Annotated in this window: 5 protein-coding genes; all 5 read left to right on the top strand. The window is 68.5% G+C overall.

What is annotated here, in order from left to right; translation table 11 throughout:
* Positions 1 to 9 precede the first annotated feature (9 nt).
* The 5 genes from ACH438_RS41030 to ACH438_RS41010 all read left to right on the top strand — a co-directional run bounded on the left by ACH438_RS41030 (position 10) and on the right by ACH438_RS41010 (position 23488).
* Positions 10 to 5586, top strand: coding sequence for a type I polyketide synthase (locus ACH438_RS41030; protein ID WP_397015689.1), 5577 nt, complete (start codon positions 10 to 12; stop codon positions 5584 to 5586).
* Positions 5583 to 19553 (top strand): type I polyketide synthase, encoded by a 13971-nt coding sequence (locus ACH438_RS41025; protein ID WP_397015687.1) that lies wholly within the window; start codon positions 5583 to 5585, stop codon positions 19551 to 19553. Before ACH438_RS41030 ends, ACH438_RS41025 begins: the two co-directional genes overlap by 4 nt.
* 175 nt (positions 19554 to 19728) lie before the next feature.
* On the top strand, positions 19729 to 20985 hold the full coding sequence (locus ACH438_RS41020) for a glycosyltransferase (protein ID WP_397015685.1): 1257 nt from the start codon (positions 19729 to 19731) through the stop codon (positions 20983 to 20985).
* Positions 20982 to 22463 carry an NDP-hexose 2,3-dehydratase family protein gene (locus tag ACH438_RS41015; protein ID WP_397015683.1) on the top strand — a complete coding sequence of 494 codons (1482 nt, stop codon included), beginning with the start codon at positions 20982 to 20984 and terminating at the stop codon, positions 22461 to 22463. Before ACH438_RS41020 ends, ACH438_RS41015 begins: the two co-directional genes overlap by 4 nt.
* Positions 22460 to 23488: a Gfo/Idh/MocA family protein gene (locus ACH438_RS41010; RefSeq protein WP_397015681.1), complete on the top strand. Its 1029-nt coding sequence runs from the start codon at positions 22460 to 22462 to the stop codon at positions 23486 to 23488. The genes ACH438_RS41015 and ACH438_RS41010 overlap by 4 nt, the downstream gene beginning before the upstream one ends.
* Positions 23489 to 23537 lie beyond the last annotated feature (49 nt).

Here is a 23537-nt window from a genome sequence, read left to right as displayed (position 1 = left end):
GGTTCCGAAATGGGAAGTGGCGTGCCGGGTGGGTCCGTCGAAGAGTTGGTGGGTGCACTGCGTGATGCGGTGAAAGAGACTGTGCGACTGCGCAAACAGGTCGCCGCGGCGCGGGAGCCGATAGCGATCGTGGGGATGGCGTGCCGGCTGCCCGGTGGGGTGAGTTCGCCGGAGGGGCTGTGGGATCTGGTTGCCTCGGGTGGTGACGGGGTATCGGGATTTCCGACCGACCGCGGCTGGGATCTGGAGGGCTTGTTCGATTCGGATCCGGATCGAGCGGGCCGATCGTATGTGCGTGAGGGCGGGTTTCTGCATCAAGCGGCGGACTTCGATGCCGAGTTCTTCGGTATCTCGCCGCGTGAAGCATTGGCGATGGACCCACAACAGCGCCAGCTGCTCGAAACAGCCTGGGAAGCAGTGGAATACGCCGGGATCGACCCGTCCTCGCTCCGAGGCACCCGCACCGGTGTCTACGCCGGTGCCATGTACCACGATTACGAGCCGGCCCTGCTGGAACGCCTACCTGCCGTCGAGGGCCAGCGCATAGCTGCTGCCACGAGCGTGCTGTCGGGACGGGTGTCGTTCGTCCTCGGGCTGGAAGGCCCGGCGGTGACGGTGGATACGGCATGCTCGTCGTCGCTGGTGGCCTTACATCTGGCCGCGCAAGCACTGCGCCGCGGCGAATGCGATCTCGCGCTGGCAGGCGGTGCCACCGTGATGGCCCGGCCGGCGGTCTTTGTCGATTTCAGTCGCCAGCGTGCACTGGCCGCCGATGGCCGCTGTAAAGCGTTCGCCGCCGCGGCCGACGGCACCGGCTGGTCCGAGGGCGTCGGCGTGCTGCTGGTCGAACGTTTGTCGGATGCGATGGCCAATGGTCATCGGGTGTTGGCGGTGCTGCGCGGTTCGGCGGTCAACCAGGACGGTGCATCGAACGGCCTGACCGCACCGAACGGGCCCGCGCAGCAACGAGTCATCCGGGCCGCATTGGCCGACGCGGGATTGAATGCCGCCGATGTGGACGCCATCGAGGCGCACGGCACCGGCACCAAGCTCGGCGATCCGATCGAGGCGCATGCTCTGCTGGCCACCTATGGCCAGGACCGGCCCGCCGATCGGCCGCTGCTGCTGGGGTCGCTGAAGTCGAACATCGGCCACGCGCAGGCAGCGGCAGGTGTGGCCGGCGTGATCAAGATGGTGCAGGCCATGCGGCACGAGATATTGCCGCGGACTCTGCATGTCGATGAGCCCTCGCCGTTCGTCGACTGGGATTCCGGGTCTGTCTGCTTGTTGACAGCGGCGGTCGCGTGGCCGCGGGGTGAGCGCCCGCGACGGGTAGGTGTGTCCTCGTTCGGGATCAGCGGGACGAACGCGCATGTGGTGCTGGAGGAACCGGCCACCGCGGACGCCGAGATCGAGGACGACGCCGAGATTCCCACTCGACCTGCCGACGCCGAGGCGACCGGTGTGCTGTGGCCGATCTCGGCGAACACCGAAGCGGCCCTGCGCAATCAAGCGCAACGTCTGCGCGCGCATCTGGTGGACCGGCCGGGCTGGCGGCCCGCCGATATCGGCTTCTCGCTTGCGACTACGCGTGCGCCCCTGCGGCATCGCGCCGTCGTACTCGGTGACGACCGCGAATCTCTGCTCACAGCGCTGGCCGGACTGGCCGGGGCAGGCTCTTCCACCCGCGTCGTGCGCGGTACGCCCGCTGGTGGCGATCTGGCGTTCCTGTTCACCGGGCAGGGTGCACAGCGCCCCGGAATGGGCCGCGGGCTCGCCGCCCGGTTCCCGGTCTTCGCGCAAGCGGTGGACGAGATCTGCAGCGCCTTCGGCGACCGCCTCGGCCGTCCACTGCGCGAGGTACTCGACACCGACGAGCCAGAGTTGCTGGACCGCACGGTCTTGACACAGGCAGCCCTGTTCACCATCGAAGTCGCGCTGTATCGACTGCTGCAGCACATCGGAATCCGGCCCAACCGCGTGGCCGGGCACTCGATCGGCGAGATCGCCGCAGCCCACGTGGCCGGCGTCTTCTCCCTCGAGGATGCGGTCACCCTCGTCGCGGCGCGCGGCCGGCTCATGCAGGACCTGCCCGCCGGCGGCGCAATGATCGCCGTCCGCGCCACCGAGGACGACGTGGCCGAACTACTGGCCGGGCAAGAGCTTCACGCCGGGATCGCGGCAGTGAACGGGCCACACTCCCTGGTGATCTCCGGCGACGACGACGTCGTGACGACGATCGCAGACCAGCTCGCGGCCCGCGGGCACAAGACGAACAGACTGCGGGTCGCCCATGCCTTCCACTCCCCGCGCATGACTCCGATGCTCGACGAATTCGCCGCTGTGGCAAGCACTCTGACCTACAAAACGCCCAGTATCCCGGTGGTGTCGAATCTGACCGGCACGGCCGCAGGACGAGACATCTGCACGCCCGCCTACTGGGTCCGCCATGTCCGCGAGGCAGTGCGGTTCGGGGACGGCATCCGCCACCTGCACGACCGCGGCGTCACCACCTACCTCGAAATCGGACCCGACGCGGTGCTCACCGCCATGGCACCCGAATGCCTTACCGACGACGAGGCGCAAACCTCCGAATTCATTGCGGCACTGCGGAGGAATCAGCCCGAGGAACTCTCGTTCCGGACCGCCGTGGCCCGGTTGCAGGTCCGAGGCTTCGAGCCGGACTGGACTGCCCTGTACACGGGAGCGCGCCGAGTCGACCTGCCCACCTACGCCTTCGAGCACAAGCGCTACTGGCCGAGCGTCACCTCCGGCGCCGGCGACGGCGCGCGCGGGCTGGGACTCGATGCCACCGATCACCCGCTACTCACTGCCGCGGTTCGCCTGGCTGGTACCGACTCGGTATTGCTGACCGGGCGGCTCTCGCTGGGCGTGCATCCGTGGCTGAACGACCACAAGGTGTGGGACCGGGTCGTATTCCCCGGAGCCGGCCTGGTCGAACTGGCGCTGGCCGCGGCCGAACGGGTGGGCGCGGACACCATCGAAGACCTGACCTTGACCACCGCACTCACACTCTCCGAGGAGAGCGCGGTCGATATCCAGGTCTTCGTTGCCGAGGCCGATGACGACGAGCGGCGGTCAGTGACCGTGCATTCCCGACCCGCACAGGACGAGGCGACCGAGGACTGGACTCTGCTCGCCACTGGCACGGTCACCAGCAGCGCGGGCGATGCGGAGGCCACTGCTGACTTCCCCGCCATATGGCCTCCTGCGGATGCCGAGGCGGTCGACTTGACCGGCTGGTATGACACCCTCGGTGCGAGCGGACTGGAATACGGTCCCGTATTCCAAGGACTGCGCGCGGCGTGGCGCAAGGGCGCGGAGGTTTTCGCCGAAGTCGTTCTCGCCGAGGAGGAATCGAAGCAGGCGGACTCGTTCGGTCTGCACCCGATACTGCTCGACGCGACACTGCACGCTCTCGGACTGGGTACGCTGCCGCTCACCGAACACGCTCAGGTGCCGTTCGCGTGGACCGGCGTACGCCGCTGGTCCAGCGGGCCGTCGGCGCTGCGCGTGCACATCACGCCGGTCGGTGCGGCCGCGATCGCGCTCACCGTGACCGATCCTGCCGGGCGGCTGGTCGCCTCAGTGGCCTCGCTGAGCCTGCGACCGGTCACAGCCGACCAGCTCGGCGCGGTCTCCGACTCGCTGTTCGACCTGCAGTGGATTCCCATTGCGGCAGAGCCGGTCCCGCCGCCCATCGCATGGACCGTGGTCGGTGACAGCCTCGGACTGACCGAGCAGTTGATCGATGCCGGGCACGCTGTCGACGTCTTCGCCGATCTCAGGGCTCTCGCCACCGCCATCGACGGGGGAACGGCCACACCGGACGTCGTGCTGATCCCGTTCGAGGGTGGAGCAGACGACTCCGTCGACGTGGCGGCGGCTGTCCACACTGCGTGCCACCGAGCAGCAGGACTAGCCCGAACGTGGCTGTCGGACAGCCGGTTCGGAGCTGCGCGTATGGCCTTCGTGACGCGCGGGGCGATCGCAGCCCGCCCAGGTGAGAACATCACCGACTTGGCGGCGGCGAGTGCTCGAGGGCTGATGCTGTCCGCCCACACCGAGAATCCGCAGCGCTTCGTCGCGGTCGACCTGGATTCCGACCCGGCATCGCACCGCGCCCTGACCGCAGTGCTGGAAGCCGATGAACCCCAAAGCGCGCTGCGGACCGGCACCTTGCTGGCGGCGCGCCTGGCAGCAGCCGGGACGGCGATCTCGCCGGAGTCGAAATCGCCGACGCAGGAGCTTGATTCGGCTATTCCGCGAGGGGGGTGGTCTACGGAGGGCACAGCGCTGGTCACCGGCGCGACCGGTGCGTTGGGCCGACTCATCGCTCGCCATCTCGTGCTCGAACACGGTGTGAGGCGGCTGCTGCTCGTCAGCCGGCGCGGGGAACAGGCCGGCGGTATGGCGGAGCTGTGTGCCGAGCTGACTGGGCTGGGTGCCGAAGTTGTGGTGGCTGCCTGTGATGTCGCGGAACGCGAGGCGCTCGCTCGGACGCTGAAGAGCATTCCAGCCGAGCGCCCACTGACAGCCGTGATTCATGCGGCCGGAGTCCTTGATGATGGCGTTATCGGCGCGCTGACCGCCGAGCGGATCGACAGCGTGCTGCGGCCCAAGGTGGATGCCGCGTGGAATCTGCACGAGCTGACACGAGACGCCCAGCTTGCGGCGTTCGTGCTGTTCTCGTCTGTTTCAGGTGTTTTCGGTACGGCCGGGCAAGGGAACTATGCGGCGGCCAACGCATTCCTCGACGCGCTGGCCAGGCAGCGGCGCGAAATGGGAATGGCCGGTATCGCGCTCGGCTGGGGTGCCTGGGCGGAACGCGGCATGGCGGCCGAGCTGGGCAAGGCCGAGCGTGCTCACACGGCGCGGGCCGGGATCGGCGGCTTGAGCGATGCCGACGGGTTGCGGCTGTTCGATATCGCGCTGCGACAAGATGTCGCGTACCTCGCGCCGATGCTGCTGGATCGCGCCTCGATCGCAGGCGAGACACCGCCGTTGCTGCGCGGGCTGATTCGCACTCGTCGTCCGCAGCGGCGCGGTGAGACGTCCGGTGACCCCGATTTCCTGCGGCGCCTGGCCGTATTGACGCCGGAGAGACAGGAACAGGCACTGCTGGATGTGATTCGCGCCGAAGTGGTTGCGGTACTGGACTATTCCGGCGTCGGACGAGTACCGGACGGGCGGACCTTCACCGAACTGGGCACGGACTCGCTCACCGCGCTCGAACTGCGCAACCGACTCACCCAAGTTACCGGGCTGCGACTGCCACCGACCGTCCTGTTCGACCACCCCACGCCTGGCGAGCTCGCCCGCAAGCTGCGTGCGGACCTGTTCACCGCGACCGCAGAAGACGCGGACGACGGATTCGACGAGGCCCGCTTCCGCCGCGAGTTCGCCGCGGTACCGATCAGCAGACTCCGCGAGGCCGGGCTGCTGGAAGGGCTGCTCGCCGTGCTCGATTCGCGGCCCGGCACCGCCGAGGTGGACGAGGACGCAATCGACGGACTGGCACTGGCGGATCTGATTTCTCTGGCGCGTGAAGGGGCTGAATCGTGAAGGATTCCGAGACCGGGTCCGCCGAGCTGATCGGCGCTCTTCGGGATGCGGTGAAAGAGACCGTGCGGCTGCGCAAGCAGAACCGTGAACTGGAAGCCGCCGCACGGGAGCCGATCGCGATCGTCGGGATGGCATGCCGGCTGCCGGGCGGGGTGCGCTCGCCCGAAGGTTTGTGGGATTTGGTGGCTTCCGGCGGGGACGGGATCTCGGGTTTCCCGGTTGATCGGGGCTGGGATCTGGAGAGTTTGTTCGATTCGGATCCGGATCGGGCGGGCCGGTCGTATGTGCGCGAGGGCGGGTTTCTGCATGAGGCGGCGGAATTCGATGCCGAGTTCTTCGGCATTTCGCCGCGTGAAGCGCTGGCGATGGACCCGCAACAGCGACTCCTGCTCGAAACGGCCTGGGAAGCAGTGGAATACGCGGGCATCGATCCGCACTCGCTGCGAGGTTCACGGACCGGCGTTTATGCCGGTGCCATGTTCTACGACCAGGGACTCACTCTCCCCGGCGGCTTGTCTTCGATCGACGGTCAGCGGTTGGTCGGCAGTTCGGGCAGCGTCGTCTCGGGGCGGCTGTCGTTCGTGCTCGGGCTGGAAGGCCCAGCGCTGACACTGGATACGGCGTGTTCGTCGTCGCTGGTGGCGTTGCATCTCGCGGCGCAAGCACTGCGTCGCGGCGAATGCGATCTCGCGCTGGCGGGCGGCGTCACGGTCATGTCCAGCCCCGCCGAATTCATCGGCTTCAGCCGCCAGCGCGCCCTGGCACCGGACGCTCGTTGCAAGGCGTTCGCGGCCGCTGCGGATGGAACCAGCTGGGGTGAGGGCGCGGCGCTGCTGCTCGTCGAGCGTTTGTCGGATGCGGTGGCCAATGGTCATCAGGTGCTGGCGGTCGTCCGCGGTTCGGCCGTCAACCAGGACGGGACCAGCAACGGGCTCACCGCGCCGAACGGCCCTTCCCAGCAACGGGTGATCCGGGCCGCACTGGCCGACGCGGGATTGACCACCGCCGATGTCGACGCCGTCGAGGCGCACGGCACCGGCACCAAACTGGGTGATCCCATCGAAGCGCAGGCACTGCTGGCGACATACGGCCGCACGCGGTCCGCTGAGCAGCCGCTGCGGCTCGGGTCGCTGAAGTCGAATATCGGCCATACGCAGGCGGCAGCAGGTGTCGCCGGTGTGATCAAGATGGTGCAGGCCATGCGGCACGAGATGTTGCCGCGGACTTTGCATGTGGATCAGCCTTCGTCGTTCGTGGACTGGGCATCCGGCGCTGTCTCCTTGCTGACCGAGGCGGTCGAATGGCCGCGAGGTGAGCGGCCGCGGCGGGTAGGTGTGTCGTCGTTCGGCATCAGTGGAACGAACGCGCATGTGCTGCTGGAGGAACCGGCCACCGAAGCCGAACCCATCGAACCGCCCGTCCCGCCTGTGGGACGGGTGCCGCTCGTATTGTCGGCCCGCACGCCGCAAGCACTACGTGACCAGGCGCGGCTGGTGCTTCCGCTGGCCTGCGATGACGCGGTGATTCCGCACGATCTGGCCCACGCCTTGGCCACCACCCGTGCCTCCTTCGAGCACCGCGCGGTCGTCGTCGGCGACCGGGCGGAGCTTTCAGAACGGTTCCCCGCCTTCGCTGCCGGGCAGATCGGTCCGGGCATCGCGGTGGGATCGGCAGCCGACGCCGGACCGGTGGTCTTCGTGTTTCCGGGTCAGGGCTCGCAATGGGCGGGTATGGCTCGGGAGCTGTTGGACGAGTCTCCGGTATTCGCGAAGCGGATGGCCGAGTGTGAGGCGGCGTTGGCGCCGTTCGTGGAGTGGTCTCTGATTGATTTGCTGCGTTCGTCGGGTCCGTTGGATCGGGTGGATGTTGTTCAGCCGGTGTTGTTCTCGGTGATGGTGTCGCTGGCTGCGGTGTGGCGGTCCTTCGGTGTGGAACCTGCTGCGGTGGTGGGTCATTCGCAGGGTGAGATCGCGGCCGCGGTGGTGGCGGGTGGATTGTCGCTGGTGGATGGCGCGAAGGTAGTCGCGTTGCGGAGTCAGGCCATCGCCGCGCTCGCGGGCCGTGGCGGCATGGTGTCGATCGCCCGTTCTGCTGAGGACACTGCGGATCTCCTCGCCCCCTGGTCGGACCAGATCTCGACCGCCGCGATCAACGGTCCCGCCGCGACCGTGGTGTCCGGTGACCCCGACGCGCTGATCGAACTTCTGGACCTATGCGCGGCCGAGGGGATCCGGGCGCGACGCATCGACGTCGACTACGCCTCGCATTCGGCGCAGGTCGAGGAGATCAGCGCCGAGCTGCACGCCTCGCTGGACGGAATCCGTCCTGGCACCGGCGATATCCCCTTCTACTCCACGGTGGACAGCGACTGGGCGGACACCGCCGAGCTCGACGCCGGCTACTGGTACCGCAATCTGCGGCAGCCGGTCGCCTTCGCCCCGGCGGTCCAGGCCCTGATCGAACTCGGCCACACCGCATTCCTGGAGATCAGCTCGCACCCCGTCCTCGCCGCGAGCATCGAGGACAGCGCGACGGCCGCCGAAACCTCCGTCGCCGCACTGCACAGCCTCGAACGTGGCGAGGGCGGCGGGCATCGCCTGCTGTGCGCGCTGGGCGAGGCGTGGGTGCGCGGGCTGCCGGTCGACTGGACCGTGGCACTCGACGGTACTGCCGTGCGCCCGGTCGCCCTGCCCACTTACCCGTTCCAGCATCGGCGGTACTGGGCCGATCCGGAAATCCGCACCGCGGCAGTGGAATCCGATGACTTCTGGCGTGAGCTGGAAAGCCAGTCGGTGCCGGAACTGGCGCACGCGCTGGACGTCGATGCCGAGGCCCTCGCACGGGTCCTCCCGGCCTTGTCTGCCTGGCGGGCACATCGCGGCACTTCGTGGCGTTATCGCACTGTCTGGCAACCGCTTTCACTGCCGCCCGCACCGCCTGCCGGACCCTTGCTGCTGGTCGAACCAGAAACCGATGGCGGTGACGTCGCAAGCGCGCTGATCGCCGCAGGGCTGGAACTGATCCGGCTCACCGTGTCAGGTCCCGATCAGGACCGGGTGGGGCTGGCCGCACTGGTAAGCGAAGCGATCGGGGACCGGCCTGTCACCGCCGTGCTTTCACTGCTGGCCGACGAGTTACGTCCCCACCCGGATTACCCGGAGCTACCCGGCGGCGTGGCGCTGACACTGGCCCTGGCACAAGGCCTGGGCGACGCCGGTATTGCCGCTCCGCTGTGGTGCGTCACCCGCGGCCTGGCCGCGATCGGCTCCGGCGAACAGCCCGGCACACCCGCGCACGGCGCCGTCGCGGGGCTGGGTCGCGTTCTCGCACTGGAACATCCGGACCGTTGGGGCGGACTCATCGATCTGCCACCGGAGTTCGACGGCAGGCTCGCGGGCCGGCTGCGTACCGTCCTTGGCGGCGCGCGCGACGAAGACCATATCGCTGTCCGCGCGACCGGCGTGTACGGCCGCCGACTGCAACCGGTCGTGGAAGGCCTCGGCACAGGGGAACAGTGGCCGGGTACGGGCACCGTGCTCGTCACCGGCGGAACGGGTGGACTCGGCGCCCATATCGCGCGGCAGCTCGCCGCGAGCGGAGTCCCGCATCTGCTACTGCTCAGCCGCCGCGGACCGCAAGCCCCTGGCGCGGACGAGCTTCGCGCGGAACTCGTCGCCGCAGGCACGTCCGTCACCCTCACCGCATGCGACGTCACCGACCGCGAGCAGCTCGCCGCCGCACTGGCCGCAATCCCCGCCGACCTGCCACTCACCGCCGTATTCCACACGGCCGGAATCCTCGACGACGGCATGGCCGACACCCTGACTCCGGCCCGTCTCGACAGCCAGCTCCGGATCAAGCTCACCGCCGCAACACATCTGCACGAACTCACCGCCGGACACGACCTGTCGGCGTTCGTCCTGTTCTCCTCGCTCATGGGCTCGATCGGCGGTCTCGGCCAGGCGAACTACGCCGCCGCCAACGCCGCCCTCGACGCGTTCGCCGCCGGCCGCCGGGCAGCGGGCCTGCCGACCACCTGCGTGGCATGGGGCATGTGGGCCGGTGACGGCATGGTCGACCAGCGCAATGCCGAAAGGTTGGACAGCCTCGGCGTCCGCGCCATGGACCCGGCCGCTGCCCTGGACGCGCTGGGCCGAATCCTCGCAGGTGAGAGTGCCGAAACGATTGTCGCCGACGTGGATTGGTCCCGTTTCGTCACCGCCGGCCGCACCCGTGGCCTCGCACTGTTCGGGCAGCTGCCCGGTGTCGCGACGACACCCGCCGAACCTGCCGACTCACCGCGGACAGGACTGGCCGCATTACCGATCGCCGAGCGGACCCGCCGGCTCGCCGGGCTGATCGGCGAACTCGCCGCCCAGGTGCTCGGACACGACAGCTCGGACGCCCTCGACACTCGAAAGGCCTTCGCAGAACTCGGCTTCGACTCCCTCAGCGCGGTCGACATGCGCAACCGGCTCGCCCGCGCCACCGGACTGCGCCTGCCCACCACGATCCTGTTCGACCACGCCACGCCGCACGCCCTCGCCGCTCACCTGGCCACCGAACTCGGTGAACCGGACACCGCGACTCCAACCGTCATCGCAGCCACCGCCACCACAGATGATCCGATCGCCATCGTCGGCATCGGCTGCCGATTCCCCGGCGGCGCACACGGACCCGACGCGTTCTGGCAGTTGCTCGCCGAAGGCCGCGACATCATGGCCGACTGGCCCGACGACCGCGGCTGGGACCTCGCGCGACTCTACGATCCACAGCGCCGGCGACCGGGCACCACCTACAGCCGAGTCGGCGGCTTCCTCTCCGACGCGGCGGGTTTCGACGCGGCCTTCTTCGGCATCTCCCCGCGCGAGGCCCTGGCGATGGACCCGCAACAGCGCATCCTGCTCGAAACCTGCTGGGAAGCAATCGAACACGCAGGCATCGAACCGGGCTCACTGCGCGGCGACGCGGTCGGCGTCTTCATCGGCACCAACGGCGGGGACTACTCGGCGCGCATCGCCGGATCGGCCGACGACACCGAAGGCCACTTCCTGACCGGCAATACCGCCAGCGTGCTCTCGGGTCGACTGTCCTATACGTTCGGTCTGGAAGGGCCCGCACTCACCGTCGACACCGCCTGCTCGGCCTCCCTGGTGGCCCTGCACCTTGCCGTGCAGGCCCTGCGCCGCGGCGAATGCGAACGAGCACTGACCGGCGGCATCACCATCATGAGCTCGCCGACCCTGTTCCTCGAATTCAGCAGGCAAGGCGCCCTGGCCCGCGACGGCCGCTGCAAAGCCTTCTCCGCCAACGCCGACGGCACCGCCTGGTCGGAGGGCGCCGGAGTCCTGATGCTCGAACGACTTTCCGCCGCCCGCCGCCACGGCCACCGCGTGCTGGCCCTCGTCACCGGCACCGCGATCAACCAGGACGGCGCCAGCAACGGCCTCACCGCCCCCAACGGCCTCGCTCAGCAACGCGTCATCCGCGCTGCCCTCGCCGACGCGGGAATCTCTGCCACCGACGTGGGCGCGGTCGAGGCCCACGGCACCGGCACCAACCTCGGCGATCCGATCGAAGCGCAAGCCCTGCAAGCCGTTTACGGCAACCGCGAAACCCAGCCGCTGTGGCTCGGATCGGTTAAGTCCAACATCGGGCACACGCAGGCTGCGGCCGGTGTGGCCGGCGTGATCAAGATGGTCCTAGCGTTGCAGCACGGCGAACTCCCGCCGACCCTGCACGCAGAGGCGCCGACCCCGCACATCGATTGGGACACTTCGGGTCTGCGGTTGCTCACCGAGCCGACTTCATGGTCGCGAGCGGCAGGTCCGCTGCGGGCCGGTGTGTCCGCATTCGGCATCAGCGGCACGAACGCGCATGTGATCCTCCAAGAACCGTCGCAGGCCGAGGACCGGGAAACACCAGCGGCCCTGGATCACGAGACGACTGGGATCGGGGGAGAGGTCGCGGCTGAGACTTTCGCGTTGCCCCTGGTGCTGTCCGCGGCTACCCAGGAAGCGTTGCGTCTCTTGGCGTCCAGCATCGGCGAGCATGTCGCCGCCGATCCGGACATCGCCGTGGCGGATGTCGCGCACACCCTCGCCGCCACTCGTGCGGGCCTGCGCCACCGGGCGGTGATCCTGCCACAGGACGACATGGCTGCGCTGCAGGCGCTCACCGGCTTCGGTCACGGAATTCCTGCCGACGATGTGATCACCGGTATCGCGCAGGGAAATGGGCGCCTGGCGTTCCTGTTCCCCGGGCAGGGTAGTCAATTCGCCGCTGCGGGCGCCGAGCTGTACCGCGCTGAGCCCGTGTTCGCCGAGGCGCTCGACGAGGTGCTCACGCACTTCGCGCCGCACCTCGATCGTTCCTTGCAGGAGATCCTGTTCGCGGCCGAGGACACCGATGCGGCCCGGCTGCTGGATCGAACCCGGTACACCCAGCCCGCGCTCTTCGCCGTCTCGGTGGCCTTGTCGCGCTTGCTGGAACGGCGGGGAGTCCGGCCGGATCTGCTCATCGGGCACTCCGTCGGCGAGCTCGCAGCCGCACATATCGCGGGCGTGCTGACCCTGCCCGACGCGTGCGCGCTGGTCGCCGCGCGCGGACGGCTCATGGACGAACTGCCCGAGGGCGGCGCGATGGTGGCGGTCGAAGCCACCGAGGACGAGGTCCGCGAACTCCTTACCGAGGACGCCGTCGCGATCGCAGCCGTCAACGGGCCGACATCCATTGTGCTGAGCGGTGACAGCGAGGCCGTCGAAGGCATCGCCGGCCAACTGCGCGCGCTCGGGAGACGCACCCGGCGGCTCGCCGTCAGTCACGCATTCCATTCCGCCCGAATGGAACCCATGCTCGACGAGTTCCGGAGCATCGCGGAATCGATCACCTATGCGCCGCCGCAACTGACGGTGATCTCCAATCTGACCGGTGCGCCTGCGACGGCGGACGAGTTGTGCACCGCCGACTACTGGGTCCGACACATTCGCGGCACTGTGCGCTTCCGCGACGGCATCGACGCACTGGCTGCCGAAGGGGCGTCCGTCTTCCTCGAGGTCGGCCCCGGTGGCATCCTCGCGGCGCTGCTGGCCGACTGCCTGCCCGCGAACCCTGCCGGAACGGCCTTGCCCCTGCTTCCCAAGGGGCGCAACGAGTCCCGATCGGTCACCGCAGCGCTCGCCGGGCTATACGTGCGCGGCATTCCGGTCACCTGGCCTGCGGTGGGCAAGCAGATCGACCTTCCCACGTATCCGTTCGAGCATCAGCGGTTCTGGCCGGAGAACGCCGCCGCGGACCCGACCGCTGGCGCCGACTGGAATCTGTTGCGCGACAACGATGCATCAGCACTGGCCGCCCTGCTGAATATCACGGTCGATACCCCGCTCGCTGATGCGCTGCCCGCGTTGTCTGCATGGCGTGCACGGACCGAACGGGAATCCCTCGCCACGACTCTGCGCTACCGCATTTCCTGGCAGTCATTGACGGCACCGGCCCACCCCCGCCTGAGTGGTCCGTGGTTGCTGGTGGTGCCGGCGCCGGAGAAGGACACGGCCGCCACTGCATCAGCGGAACGAATGCTCGCGGTGGCAGAGGCGCTCGCCGGGCATGGCGCTGAGGTGAGCATCCTCGAGGTGGGCGCAGCAACGACCCGTGCCGAACTCTCAGAGCAGCTGCGGGATTCGGCGCCGGCGGGGGTGGTGTCGCTGCTCGCGCTGGGAGCTGATCCGCTCGGAAACACCCTCCGTCTGGTCCAGGCAGCGGGCGATATCGACGCCGATCTCAGGCTGTGGTGCGTCACGTCCGGTGTGGCGCAGGACGTGCCGCCGGTAGCGGAGCAGGCGCAGATCTGGGGTTTCGGGCGCGTTGCCGCACTGGAACATCCCCGAGTCTGGGGCGGGCTCGTCGACCTGCCAGAGGTCCTGGACGACACCGCCCAGCGACTGCTCGCAGCGGTGGTCAGCGGCGGGCTGGGGGAGGAGGATCAGTTCGCGATCCGGCCGTCCGGGCTGTTCGGGCGACGTCTCGTCCGCGCTGTCCCGAGCGCGCCGGCGGACCGGCCACGCTGGAAACCGGCTGGCACCATCCTGATTACGGGTGGCACCGGTGGGATCGGCGCAGAAGTCGCGCGCAACCTGGTGGCCGACGGCGCCGGGCACCTCGTCCTCGTAAGCCGTCGCGGCGACGCCGCACCGGACGCGGCGGCGCTTGCCGCTGAGCTGGAACGCATGGGTAGCCGCGTCACCCTGGAGGCTTGCGATATCGCCGATCGCACCGCTGTCGCGGGATTGCTGGAACGACTACGCGCAGCCGGTGATTCGCCGCGCGCCGTCTTCCATGCGGCAGGCCTGGTGTCGGTCAGGCCTATCCAGGACCGCACCGCCGACGAGCTGGCCGATGAACTGGCCGCCAAGGTGACGGGCGCGACGCACCTCGACGAGCTACTCGACCCGCAGTCGCTGGAAGCGTTCGTCCTCTTCTCCTCGATCGCCGGAACTTGGGGCAGCGGTGGGCAGAGCGGCTATGCGGCCGCCAACGCGCACCTGGATGCACTCGCCGTGCGCAGGCACGCCCGCGGACTGCCCGCTACCTCGGTGGCCTGGGGGCCGTGGGCCGGTACCGGAATGGCGCAGGGCGGCGCGGGAACAATCCTGTTGCGGCACGGCCTGATCGGACTGGAACCAGCCATGGCGGTCGCGGCGCTGCGACAGGCCATCGACGAAGGCGATACGCACGTGGTTGTGGCCGAAGTGGACTGGGAGCGGTTCGCACCCACCTTCACCTCCGGCCGGCCGAGTGCACTACTGCGCGGGATCCCCGAGGCCATCCCGGCAGATACGGGGCAACACACCCCGAACGATTCCGCCCACGGGTGGCGGCAGCGGCTCATCGGATTGGCCGAGCCCGAACAGCACCATCTACTGCGGGAATTGGTGAGCACCGAAGTCGCCAAGGCGCTCGGGCACGATGCCGGGCACGCATTCGATCCCGAACGCCCGCTGCGTGAACTCGGGTTCGACTCCCTGACCACCGTCGAGGTACGCAATCGGCTCGCTGCGGTCACCGGTCTGACTTTGCCCGCCTCGCTGCTTTTCGACCATCCGAGCATCGTCGCATTGAGTGCACATCTGCACGAGCTGCTGGCCGGAGGCCTCACGGCCACACCGGCACCCGTCGCCGGAACCACCGCCGATCCCGCCGAACCGCTCGCCGTGGTCGCCATGGCCTGCCGCTTCCCCGGCGGCGTGCGAACCCCAGAAGAGTTGTGGGACCTTGTTACCGGCGAGGTCGACGCCCTCTCGCCAATGCCTGCCGATCGCGGCTGGAACCTCGGCTCCCTCTACCATCCCGACCCGGACAACCTCGGGACCTGCTATGCCACCGGCGGCGGATTCCTCACCGAGGCAGCCGATTTCGATGCCACATTCTTTGGCATCTCACCGCGCGAGGCGCTGGCCATGGACCCTCAGCAACGGCTGCTGCTGGAGACCGCATGGGAGGCACTCGAGCGCGCGGGGATGGACCCGCTGCGGCTCGAGGACAACACCGGCGGGGTCTTCGTCGGCGTCGCCGGACAGGGATACGGCTCCGGACCAGCCTCACCCGAGGTCGAGGGACACCTGCTTGCAGGCACCGTCACCAGCGTGGCCTCCGGGCGCATCGCCTACCAATTCGGCCTCGAAGGACCGGCCGTCACCCTGGACACCGCCTGCTCCTCCGGCCTGGTTGCCCTGCACCTTGCCGGTCAGGCGCTGCGTTCCGGAGAATGCTCCTTCGCCCTCGTCGGCGGCGCGGCCATCATGGCGGTACCGGACGTCTTCGTCGAATTCAGCAGACAGCGCGGACTTTCCGCGGACGGCCGCTGCCGCTCCTTCGCCGAAACCGCCGACGGCACCGGCTGGGGCGAGGGCGTCGGCATGCTGCTCGTCGAGCGACTGTCCGACGCTCAGCGACACGGCCACCCCGTACTCGCCGTCATCCGCGGCAGCGCCGTCAACCAGGACGGCACCTCCAACGGCCTCACCGCCCCGAACGGCCTTGCCCAGCAACGGGTGATCCGCCAGGCACTCGCCAATGCCGGACTCGACGCCGCGGACATCGACCTCGTGGAAGCACACGGCACGGGCACAGTCCTCGGCGACGTGGTCGAGGCACAAGCGCTCCTCGCCACCTACGGCGCCGAGCGCCACGGACGAGGACCACTGCGGCTGGGTTCGCTGAAATCCAATATCGGCCACACCCAGGCCGCCGCCGGAGTCGCGGGCATCATCAAAACGGTCCAAGCATTGCGACACGGACTACTGCCCCGGACACTGCACATCGACGAACCGACCTCCCGCGTCGACTGGTCCACGGGTGAGATCGAACTGCTCACCGAGGCCAGGCCCTGGGAGAGCGACGGCCACCCACGCCGGGCCGGAGTCTCGGCCTTCGGCATGAGTGGCACCAATGCCCACGTCCTGCTCGAAGAGGCGGTGCCCGAGGGTCCGGCCACGACGCTGAACGAGTGGTCGGGCGACGCAGCCGGTGAGCAGCTCCACGCTGTTCCTGATGCGCGGCCTGCCGCAATGCTCGGCGAGCGGGCTGCCGCTGCGTTCGAAACGATCGGCGAGCCGGTGTCCTGGGTACTGTCCGCGCGGAGTGAAACGGCGTTGCGCGGGCAGGCAGTCCGGCTGCGCGATCACCTGATTGCCCATGCTGGAGTCGAAATCGCCGAGGTGGCAGGCGCATTGGCTGCGCGGTCGGACTTCCCGATGCGTGCGGTCGTCGTAGGCACGGATCGAGAAACGCTACTGCAGTCGCTCACTGATCTCGCCGAGGATCCGGCCGCGCCCGGGATTGTTCGGGGCGAGGCCACAGCAGGGCGGACGGCGTTCGTGTTCCCGGGACAGGGTGCGCAATGGCCGGGTATGGCCGCCGAATTGCTGGACACCGCGCCCGAATTCGCCGTCGCGATTGCCGAGTGTGAAGCGGCGCTGACGCCTTGGGTGGACTGGTCACTGACCGACGTGTTGCGGGCCCGGCCTGACGCGGCCTCGCTCGAACGGGTCGATGTCGTGCAGCCCGCGCTCTTCGCCGTGATGGTGGCGCTGGCTGCCCAATGGCGTGCCGCCGGTGTGCATCCCGACGCGGTGATCGGGCACTCTCAAGGTGAGATCGCGGCCGCCTGCGTCGCCGGTGCGCTGTCGCTCGCCGACGCGGCCAAGGTCGTGGCACTGCGCAGCCGAATGTTGCGCAGCCTGTCGGGTGCGGGCGGCATGGTGTCCATGGCGGTCGGACACTGGCGGGCCGAAGAGCTGATCGCCCCGTACGGCGAGAGCATCTGCGTCGCAGCCGTCAACGGCCCGGGCGCAGTGGTCGTCGCGGGAAAGCCCGAGGCATTGGCCGACTTGGTGGCCAATTGCGAAGGCCGAGGTATCCGTGCCCGCCTCATCCCTGTCGACTATGCCGCGCATTCCACTCAAGTGGAGCGACTCCGCGACGAAATGCTGCACCTGCTCGCCGACATCCGGCCGCGCGACGGTGATATCCCGCTCTACTCGACGGTCACCGGCGAACGCACCGACGGCGCGTCCCTGGACGCCGCCTATTGGTTCCGCAACCTGCGCGAGACCGTCGAATTCGACTCGGGGACAAGAAGCCTGCTCGACGCCGGCATCACCAGATTCCTCGAAATGAGCCCGCATCCCGTCCTCACCGCCGCAATCGACGGCACCGCGGAGGAGACCGGCCGCACTATCGCTGCCATCGGCTCGCTGCGCCGCGACGACGGCGGCCGCCAACGCCTACTCACCTCACTGGGCGAAGCCTGGTGCGCCGGAGTGACGGTGTCGTGGGACCGGGTGGCCGCGCCGAACGGCGAACGCGCCGCCCGCGATACAGGTGGCGTCCCGGCGGTGCCCCTGCCCACGTATGCGTTTCAGCGCGAACGATTTTGGCTGCCGTCACCGGGACGGCACGCTCCCGCAGCGGGTGGCGGACTCGCGACCGTCGCCGACGCGGAGCTGACCTACCGGATCGGCTGGCAGCCCGTTACCGGCTTGCCATCGGCGCGATTGTCCGGCGACTGGCTGCTGCTCGTGCCGAGCGATCAGCAGCAGCACCCGGCTGTTGAAATCTGCGCCCGAGCCCTGCGACAAGGCGGCGCGCGACCCGTGATCGTCACCCTGGCCGCCGGCACCTCCGCTGACGATGTGCTGGCCGATCCCACCCTGCCTGGACAACCAGCTGGCATCGTCTCGCTGCTCGGTCTGAACGAGGACCTGGCACCGGGCCGTGGCGCGACACCGGCCGGACTTGTCGCGACCGTGGAAATGCTGCGTGCGCTCGACGCACGGGAGATCACCGCACCGCTGTGGTGCGTGACAACCGGTGCGGTCGCTGTCGACGACGAACAACTCGAGTACGCGAACCAGTCCTGCCTGTGGGGACTGGGTCAGGTTCTGCTGCTGGAACAGGAAACACGCTTCGGTGGCCTGCTCGACCTGCCCTCCGTGGACCAGGACGCCTTCGCTGCAGGGGGAGACACGCTCGCAGACCGGGTCGCGGCAGTATTGACCGGCGGTCACGGCGAGGACCAAATCGCAATTCGGAGTGCCGGTACCTACGGAAGACGCCTGCAGCGCACCGATATTCACGACGGTCCGGTACTGCGAGACTGGTCGCCCACGGGTGGCACAGCGCTGATCACGGCGGGGAGAAGCGAGCTGACGGCCGAGTTGGCGCGGTGGCTCGCTACGCAAGGCGCCACGCACGTCGTGATCGCCGGAGGAGGCAGGAACGACAAGCCCGACTCGGAGGTGTCCGCCAATAGCGAGGCTGTCGAAGACATACTTCGCGAGGAAGAGGCGCTGCGCGAGCAGTTGGCTGAGCTCGGCGCGGAACTGACTGTAATCGACTGTGCCGCTGGCGATCCCGAACTAGCGGCCGACCTGGCGGACGGGCCGCCGATCCGCATCGTCGTGCACTCGGCATTGCCCGAGCCTGGTGCGACTGTCGCTACCCTCACCGCGCGGGAGCTCGGCGAAACCGTGGACACGGCAATGGCGGCAATGCGAAACCTGGAGGCGCTGAACACATCCGGGGACACGACCTTCCTCGTGCTGACCGCGTTGAGCGGAACATGGGGCGCGGCCAGGCACGGCGCGGCCACCGCTGCTAGCGCAGCCATCCAAGCGCGGCTGCGACAACGCCGCGACCGCGGTGCGCACACCTTGGTGGTCGCACTCGGGGGACAGGATGCACGGTCTATTGCGACCGACCGGGCGCTGCCCATTGGGACCGTCACCGCGGTGCTACAGCGGATGCTCGATCAGGACGAGGCCGAGGGCTTTGTTGCCGATATCGATGTAGACCGGATTGTCGCGTCGGTGCCCAGTCCGCGTGCTCTGGGTCTGATTCGGGACCTGCCCGATATCGCGCAGGCGCTCGGCAGCCGAGCTGACACCGAGGCCGCGCCCACCGCGCTTGCCGGACGGCTGGAACCGCTCGATGAACCGGCCCGCCGGCGGATACTGCTCGATATCGTCACCGGTCACGCGGCGGCAGTGCTCGGCCACAGTGATCGCTCGGCCGTGCGGGCCGAGCAGGCCTTCGCCGACAGCGGCTTCGATTCCATGCTCGCTGTGCAGTTCCGGAACCAATTGCGCTCTGCCACAGGGGTTCAGCTGCCTGCGACGGTGGTCTTCGATCATCCGACCCCGAGTGCACTGGTCGATGTGCTCTACGCCGAACTGTGCTCCGACAGTGCGGCAGGAACTCGCGCGTTGACCGAGCTCGAGCGCCTGGAATCGGCGTTGGCCGGTCTCAGCCCCGGTATTCCGGGTGGGCAGGAGATCGGAGTCCGCCTGCAGCAGCTCGTGCGCCGGTGGACCGAGTCCGAGGCGCCCGCTCCGGACCGGGATCTGCTCGGCGACGCCTCCGCGGACGAGCTCTTCGAACTCCTCGACAACAACTACGGCCTGGACTGAAGGCGGATCTACCTATGCCGAACGACCACAGATTCCCCGGATACCCGGGGCTACGTATCGCCGCCCTGACGTGTGCGTGCACACGCGGCGCTATCGAGATGATAACCGCGCCGATTACGGTCGAATTATCTGGATTTCCCTTCTCCACCAGTAGTTTTCGCAGAGAGGAACGTCGATGCGCATAGCCTTGTCGACCATCGGCTCGCGTGGCGATGTGCAGCCGTTCGTACTTCTGGGCAGTGCGCTGCGCGCACGCGGTCACGATGTATGGCTCGCTACCACACCGGAATTCGAGAATCTGGTGCAGGGAGCGGGACTGGAGTTCCGGCAGCTCGGAAGTTTCGGCGCCGGCTATGTCGAAGAGATCATGTCGCATCCGAAGGTGCAGGAGGCGTTGCGGCGCGGCCCGTCGATGTATCGCATGGCGATGGCCGCACCCCGGCCGAGTGCCGCCGAGCAGTTGGCGTTCACCGAAGCGATGGTGGCCTCGGCCGAGGGCGCGGATCTGATCATCAACTCCAACTTGACCAGGATCGGTGCGCTGGCCAAGCCGGGAACGCCGTGGTGCTCGGTCTCGGCGTGGCCGGTCACCGAGACCGCGGCCTGGCCGGCACTCGGTGCGCCCGAGTGGCCGCTCGGCGGGGCCTACAACCGGTTCACCCATCGGGCGATGGGCACGCTGGAATGGCTGGTGTACCGCGCCAGCGTGAATCAGGCACGCCGCGCCTCGGGCCTGCCTCGCGCGGGTTTCCGGTCGCCGTTCCGCGACGATGGGCGCACGCGGCCGATCCTCTACCAGTTCAGTCCGCAGATCTTCGCGCCGCCGAAGGACTGGCCCGAGCAGTGTCATGTCACCGGTTATTGGTCGGACAACACCCGCTGGGAGCAGTCGGCGGAACTGACCGAATTCGTGGAACATGGAGCGCCGCCGCTGGTTACCACCTTCGGTAGCTCGTGGCTCCCGTGCGGGACCGATCTGCTGCGCGCAACCCTGGACGCGGTCCGCGCGACCGGGCACCGGATGGTGATCATCGGCGGCCCGGAAACCGATATCCCGGACGATCTGGATGTGTTCCGCAGTGAGACAGCGGATTTCACCTGGCTGCTCCCGCGGGCCGCGGCGGTGCTGCACCACGCCGGCCAGGGCACTACCGCAGCGGTGGTGTCCGCGGGTGTCCCGCAGGTCGTCGTGCCCTGCTACGCCGATCAGCCGCTGTGGGCGCGCCGGATGCATACCCTCGGCGTCGCCCCCGCGCCGGTTCCTTACGCCGGGCTGACCGGTGAGAAGCTGGCGGCCGCAGTCCGGATCGCCACCACTGATCCTGAAATCGCCGCGCGCGCAATGAAACTGGCGGATGCCGTGCGCGGCGATCCGGGCGTGGAGGCGGCCGCCGATGTCGTCGAGGCCTACGCCGGCAGCGTGTGCCGATGACCGGACCACTACGCCACCAGGACCGCACGCGCCCGATCCAACTGGCCCGCTCGGCGGTAGCCGCCACGGGCGCGATCGACTCGACCGCCGACTTCCACCGCTGGTTCACCGCGCGGACCGCCGCCGATCCGACCGTCGTCACCGGCATCGACTTCGCCGACCTGATCAGCTGGCGATTCCATCCGGACACCGGCAACCTCGTGCACGACAGCGGCAAGTTCTTCGCCGTCGAGGGACTGCAGGTGACCACCAGCTTCGGCGCGGTCGCGCAGTGGTCGCAGCCGATCATCGACCAGCCCGAAACCGGCGTGCTCGGCATTCTCGTCAAACAGTTCGACGGCGTACTGCACTGCCTGATGCAGGCGAAGATGGAGCCGGGCAACCACAATGCGCTCCAACTCTCGCCGACCGTGCAGGCCACCATCAGCAACTACACGGCGGTGCATCACGGGCGGCCCGTGCCCTACCTCGAATACTTCTCCGGCGCACGCCCGGAGGTGGTGCTGGCCGATGTGCTGCAGTCCGAGCAAGGGTCCTGGTTCTACTGCAAACGCAACCGCAATATGGTCGTCGAAACCGACGGACCGGTCGAGGTGCGCGACGGCTTCCGCTGGCTGTCACTCGGCCAGCTCTATGAACTGTTCGCCTACGACGACCTGCTGAACATGAACACCCGCACGGTGCTGTCGTGCCTGCCGTTCTCCGGCGGACGACTCGTCGAGGAACTGCCCAGCGTGCAGGGGAGTTTCCGGGCGGCCCTGGTGCGTTCGCTCGACACCGACCAGGGCGCGCTGCACACCAGCGAGGAAATCCTCAGCTGGGTAACGGATCTGCGCGCCCGCCGCGAAGTCGTCGCGACCCCGATCGCCCTGCCCGAGGTCCGTGACTGGACGCGGCGAGCCGACCGGATCGAACACGACTCCGGTGCGTTCTTCGACATCCGGGCGGTCGCGGTCGATGGCGGCAATCGCGAGGTGAACAGCTGGACCCAGCCCATGATCGCCCCGCACGGTCTCGGCGTCATCGCCTTCCTCGCTAGTCGATTGCGCGGCGTGCTGCACGTACTGGTCAATGCCCGATCCGAGCCCGGCTTCCTGGACTTCGTGGAACTCGCGCCGACCGTGCAGTGCACCCCGGAAACCTACGATCAGCTGCCGCAACTGACCCGGCCACCGTTCCTGGCCGATGTGCTCGGCGCGGCGCCTGACCGAATCCGGTTCGACACCATCCTGTCCGAGGAAGGTGGCCGGTTCTTCCACGCCCGCAACCGATATCTGGTGATCGAGGTCGACCCGCTACCCGAAGACACCGATCCCGACAACGGACCGTCGCGATATCGCTGGATGACCATCGGCCAGCTGGTCGGGCTGACGCGCTACAGCCACTACGTCAATGTGCAGGCCCGCAGCCTGATCGCCTGCCTGCACAGTCTGATCGCCGCGGAGGACGACCGCATCGAGGCGAGGTCGAGCCGGTGAGCGACGCAGACCTGGCGACAAACCCCGTGCGCATCGGCGTACTCGGCGCGGCCTCGGTGGCGTGGCGGCGGATGCTGCCGGCCTTTTCCGCGGCTGCCGGTGTCGAGATCGCGGCGGTCGCGAGCCGGGATCTGGCCAAGGCGACCCGATTCACCGACCGATTCGGCGGCGTCCCGGTCGGCGGATACGCCGAACTGCTGGCGCGCCCGGACGTGGAGGCGATCTACCTGGCCCTGCCCAACGGTCTGCACCACGAATGGGCTTCCGCCGCACTGCGGGCCGGCAAGCACGTACTCGGGGAGAAGCCGCTGACCATCGATGCGGCCGCCACGGCCGATCTGATGAGGCTGGCCGCACAGCGCAATCTCGTGCTGCGTGAAAACTTCACGCCCGCACACCATCCCATGCACGGCGTCGTGCGTGATCTGCTCACCGATGGTCGGCTCGGCGCATTGCGGCACTTCACCGGCTCGTTCTGCTTCCCTCCACTGCCCAGTGGTGATGTGCGCTACCAATCGGACCTGGGCGGGGGCGCGCTACTCGATGCGGGCGTGTATCCGCTGCGCCTGGCGCAATTCCTGGTCGGCGACGAGGATCGGCTGGAGCTGAGCGGCGCTGTGCTGCGCATCGATCCGGACTCCGGCGTCGATGTCTCCGGCAGCGCCCTGCTGGTTTCCAGTAGCGGAGTGATCGTGACCGCCGAATTCGGTTTCGAACACTGCTACGCCTCGCGCTATCAACTGTGGGGTGCCGAAGCACGGCTCGCGGTCGAGCGTGCGTTCACGCCGCCGCCGGAGCATCGACCCGTATTGCGCATCGACGAGCAGGGCCACGCCGAGGAGCTGGTGCTGCCCGCAGTCGATCAATACGCCTGCACAGCAACGGCATTCGCCGCCGCGATCCGCGCGGCCCGCACCGGTGCCCCCACTGCGGCCCTGGACGCGGCAGCCACGTTGCGCACCGCCGAGCTGGTGGACGAGATCCGCGCGACCGCGCGCCGCATCCAGGTGACCGAAAGCGGCTGACGCGCGCCGCTTTCCACCGAACCCGACAACAACTACGGCATGGCCTGAG

The sequence above is a fragment of the Nocardia sp. NPDC020380 genome (assembly GCF_044386975.1).
Taxonomy (GTDB): domain Bacteria; phylum Actinomycetota; class Actinomycetes; order Mycobacteriales; family Mycobacteriaceae; genus Nocardia.
This window is presented reverse-complemented; position numbering and strand designations above follow the sequence as displayed.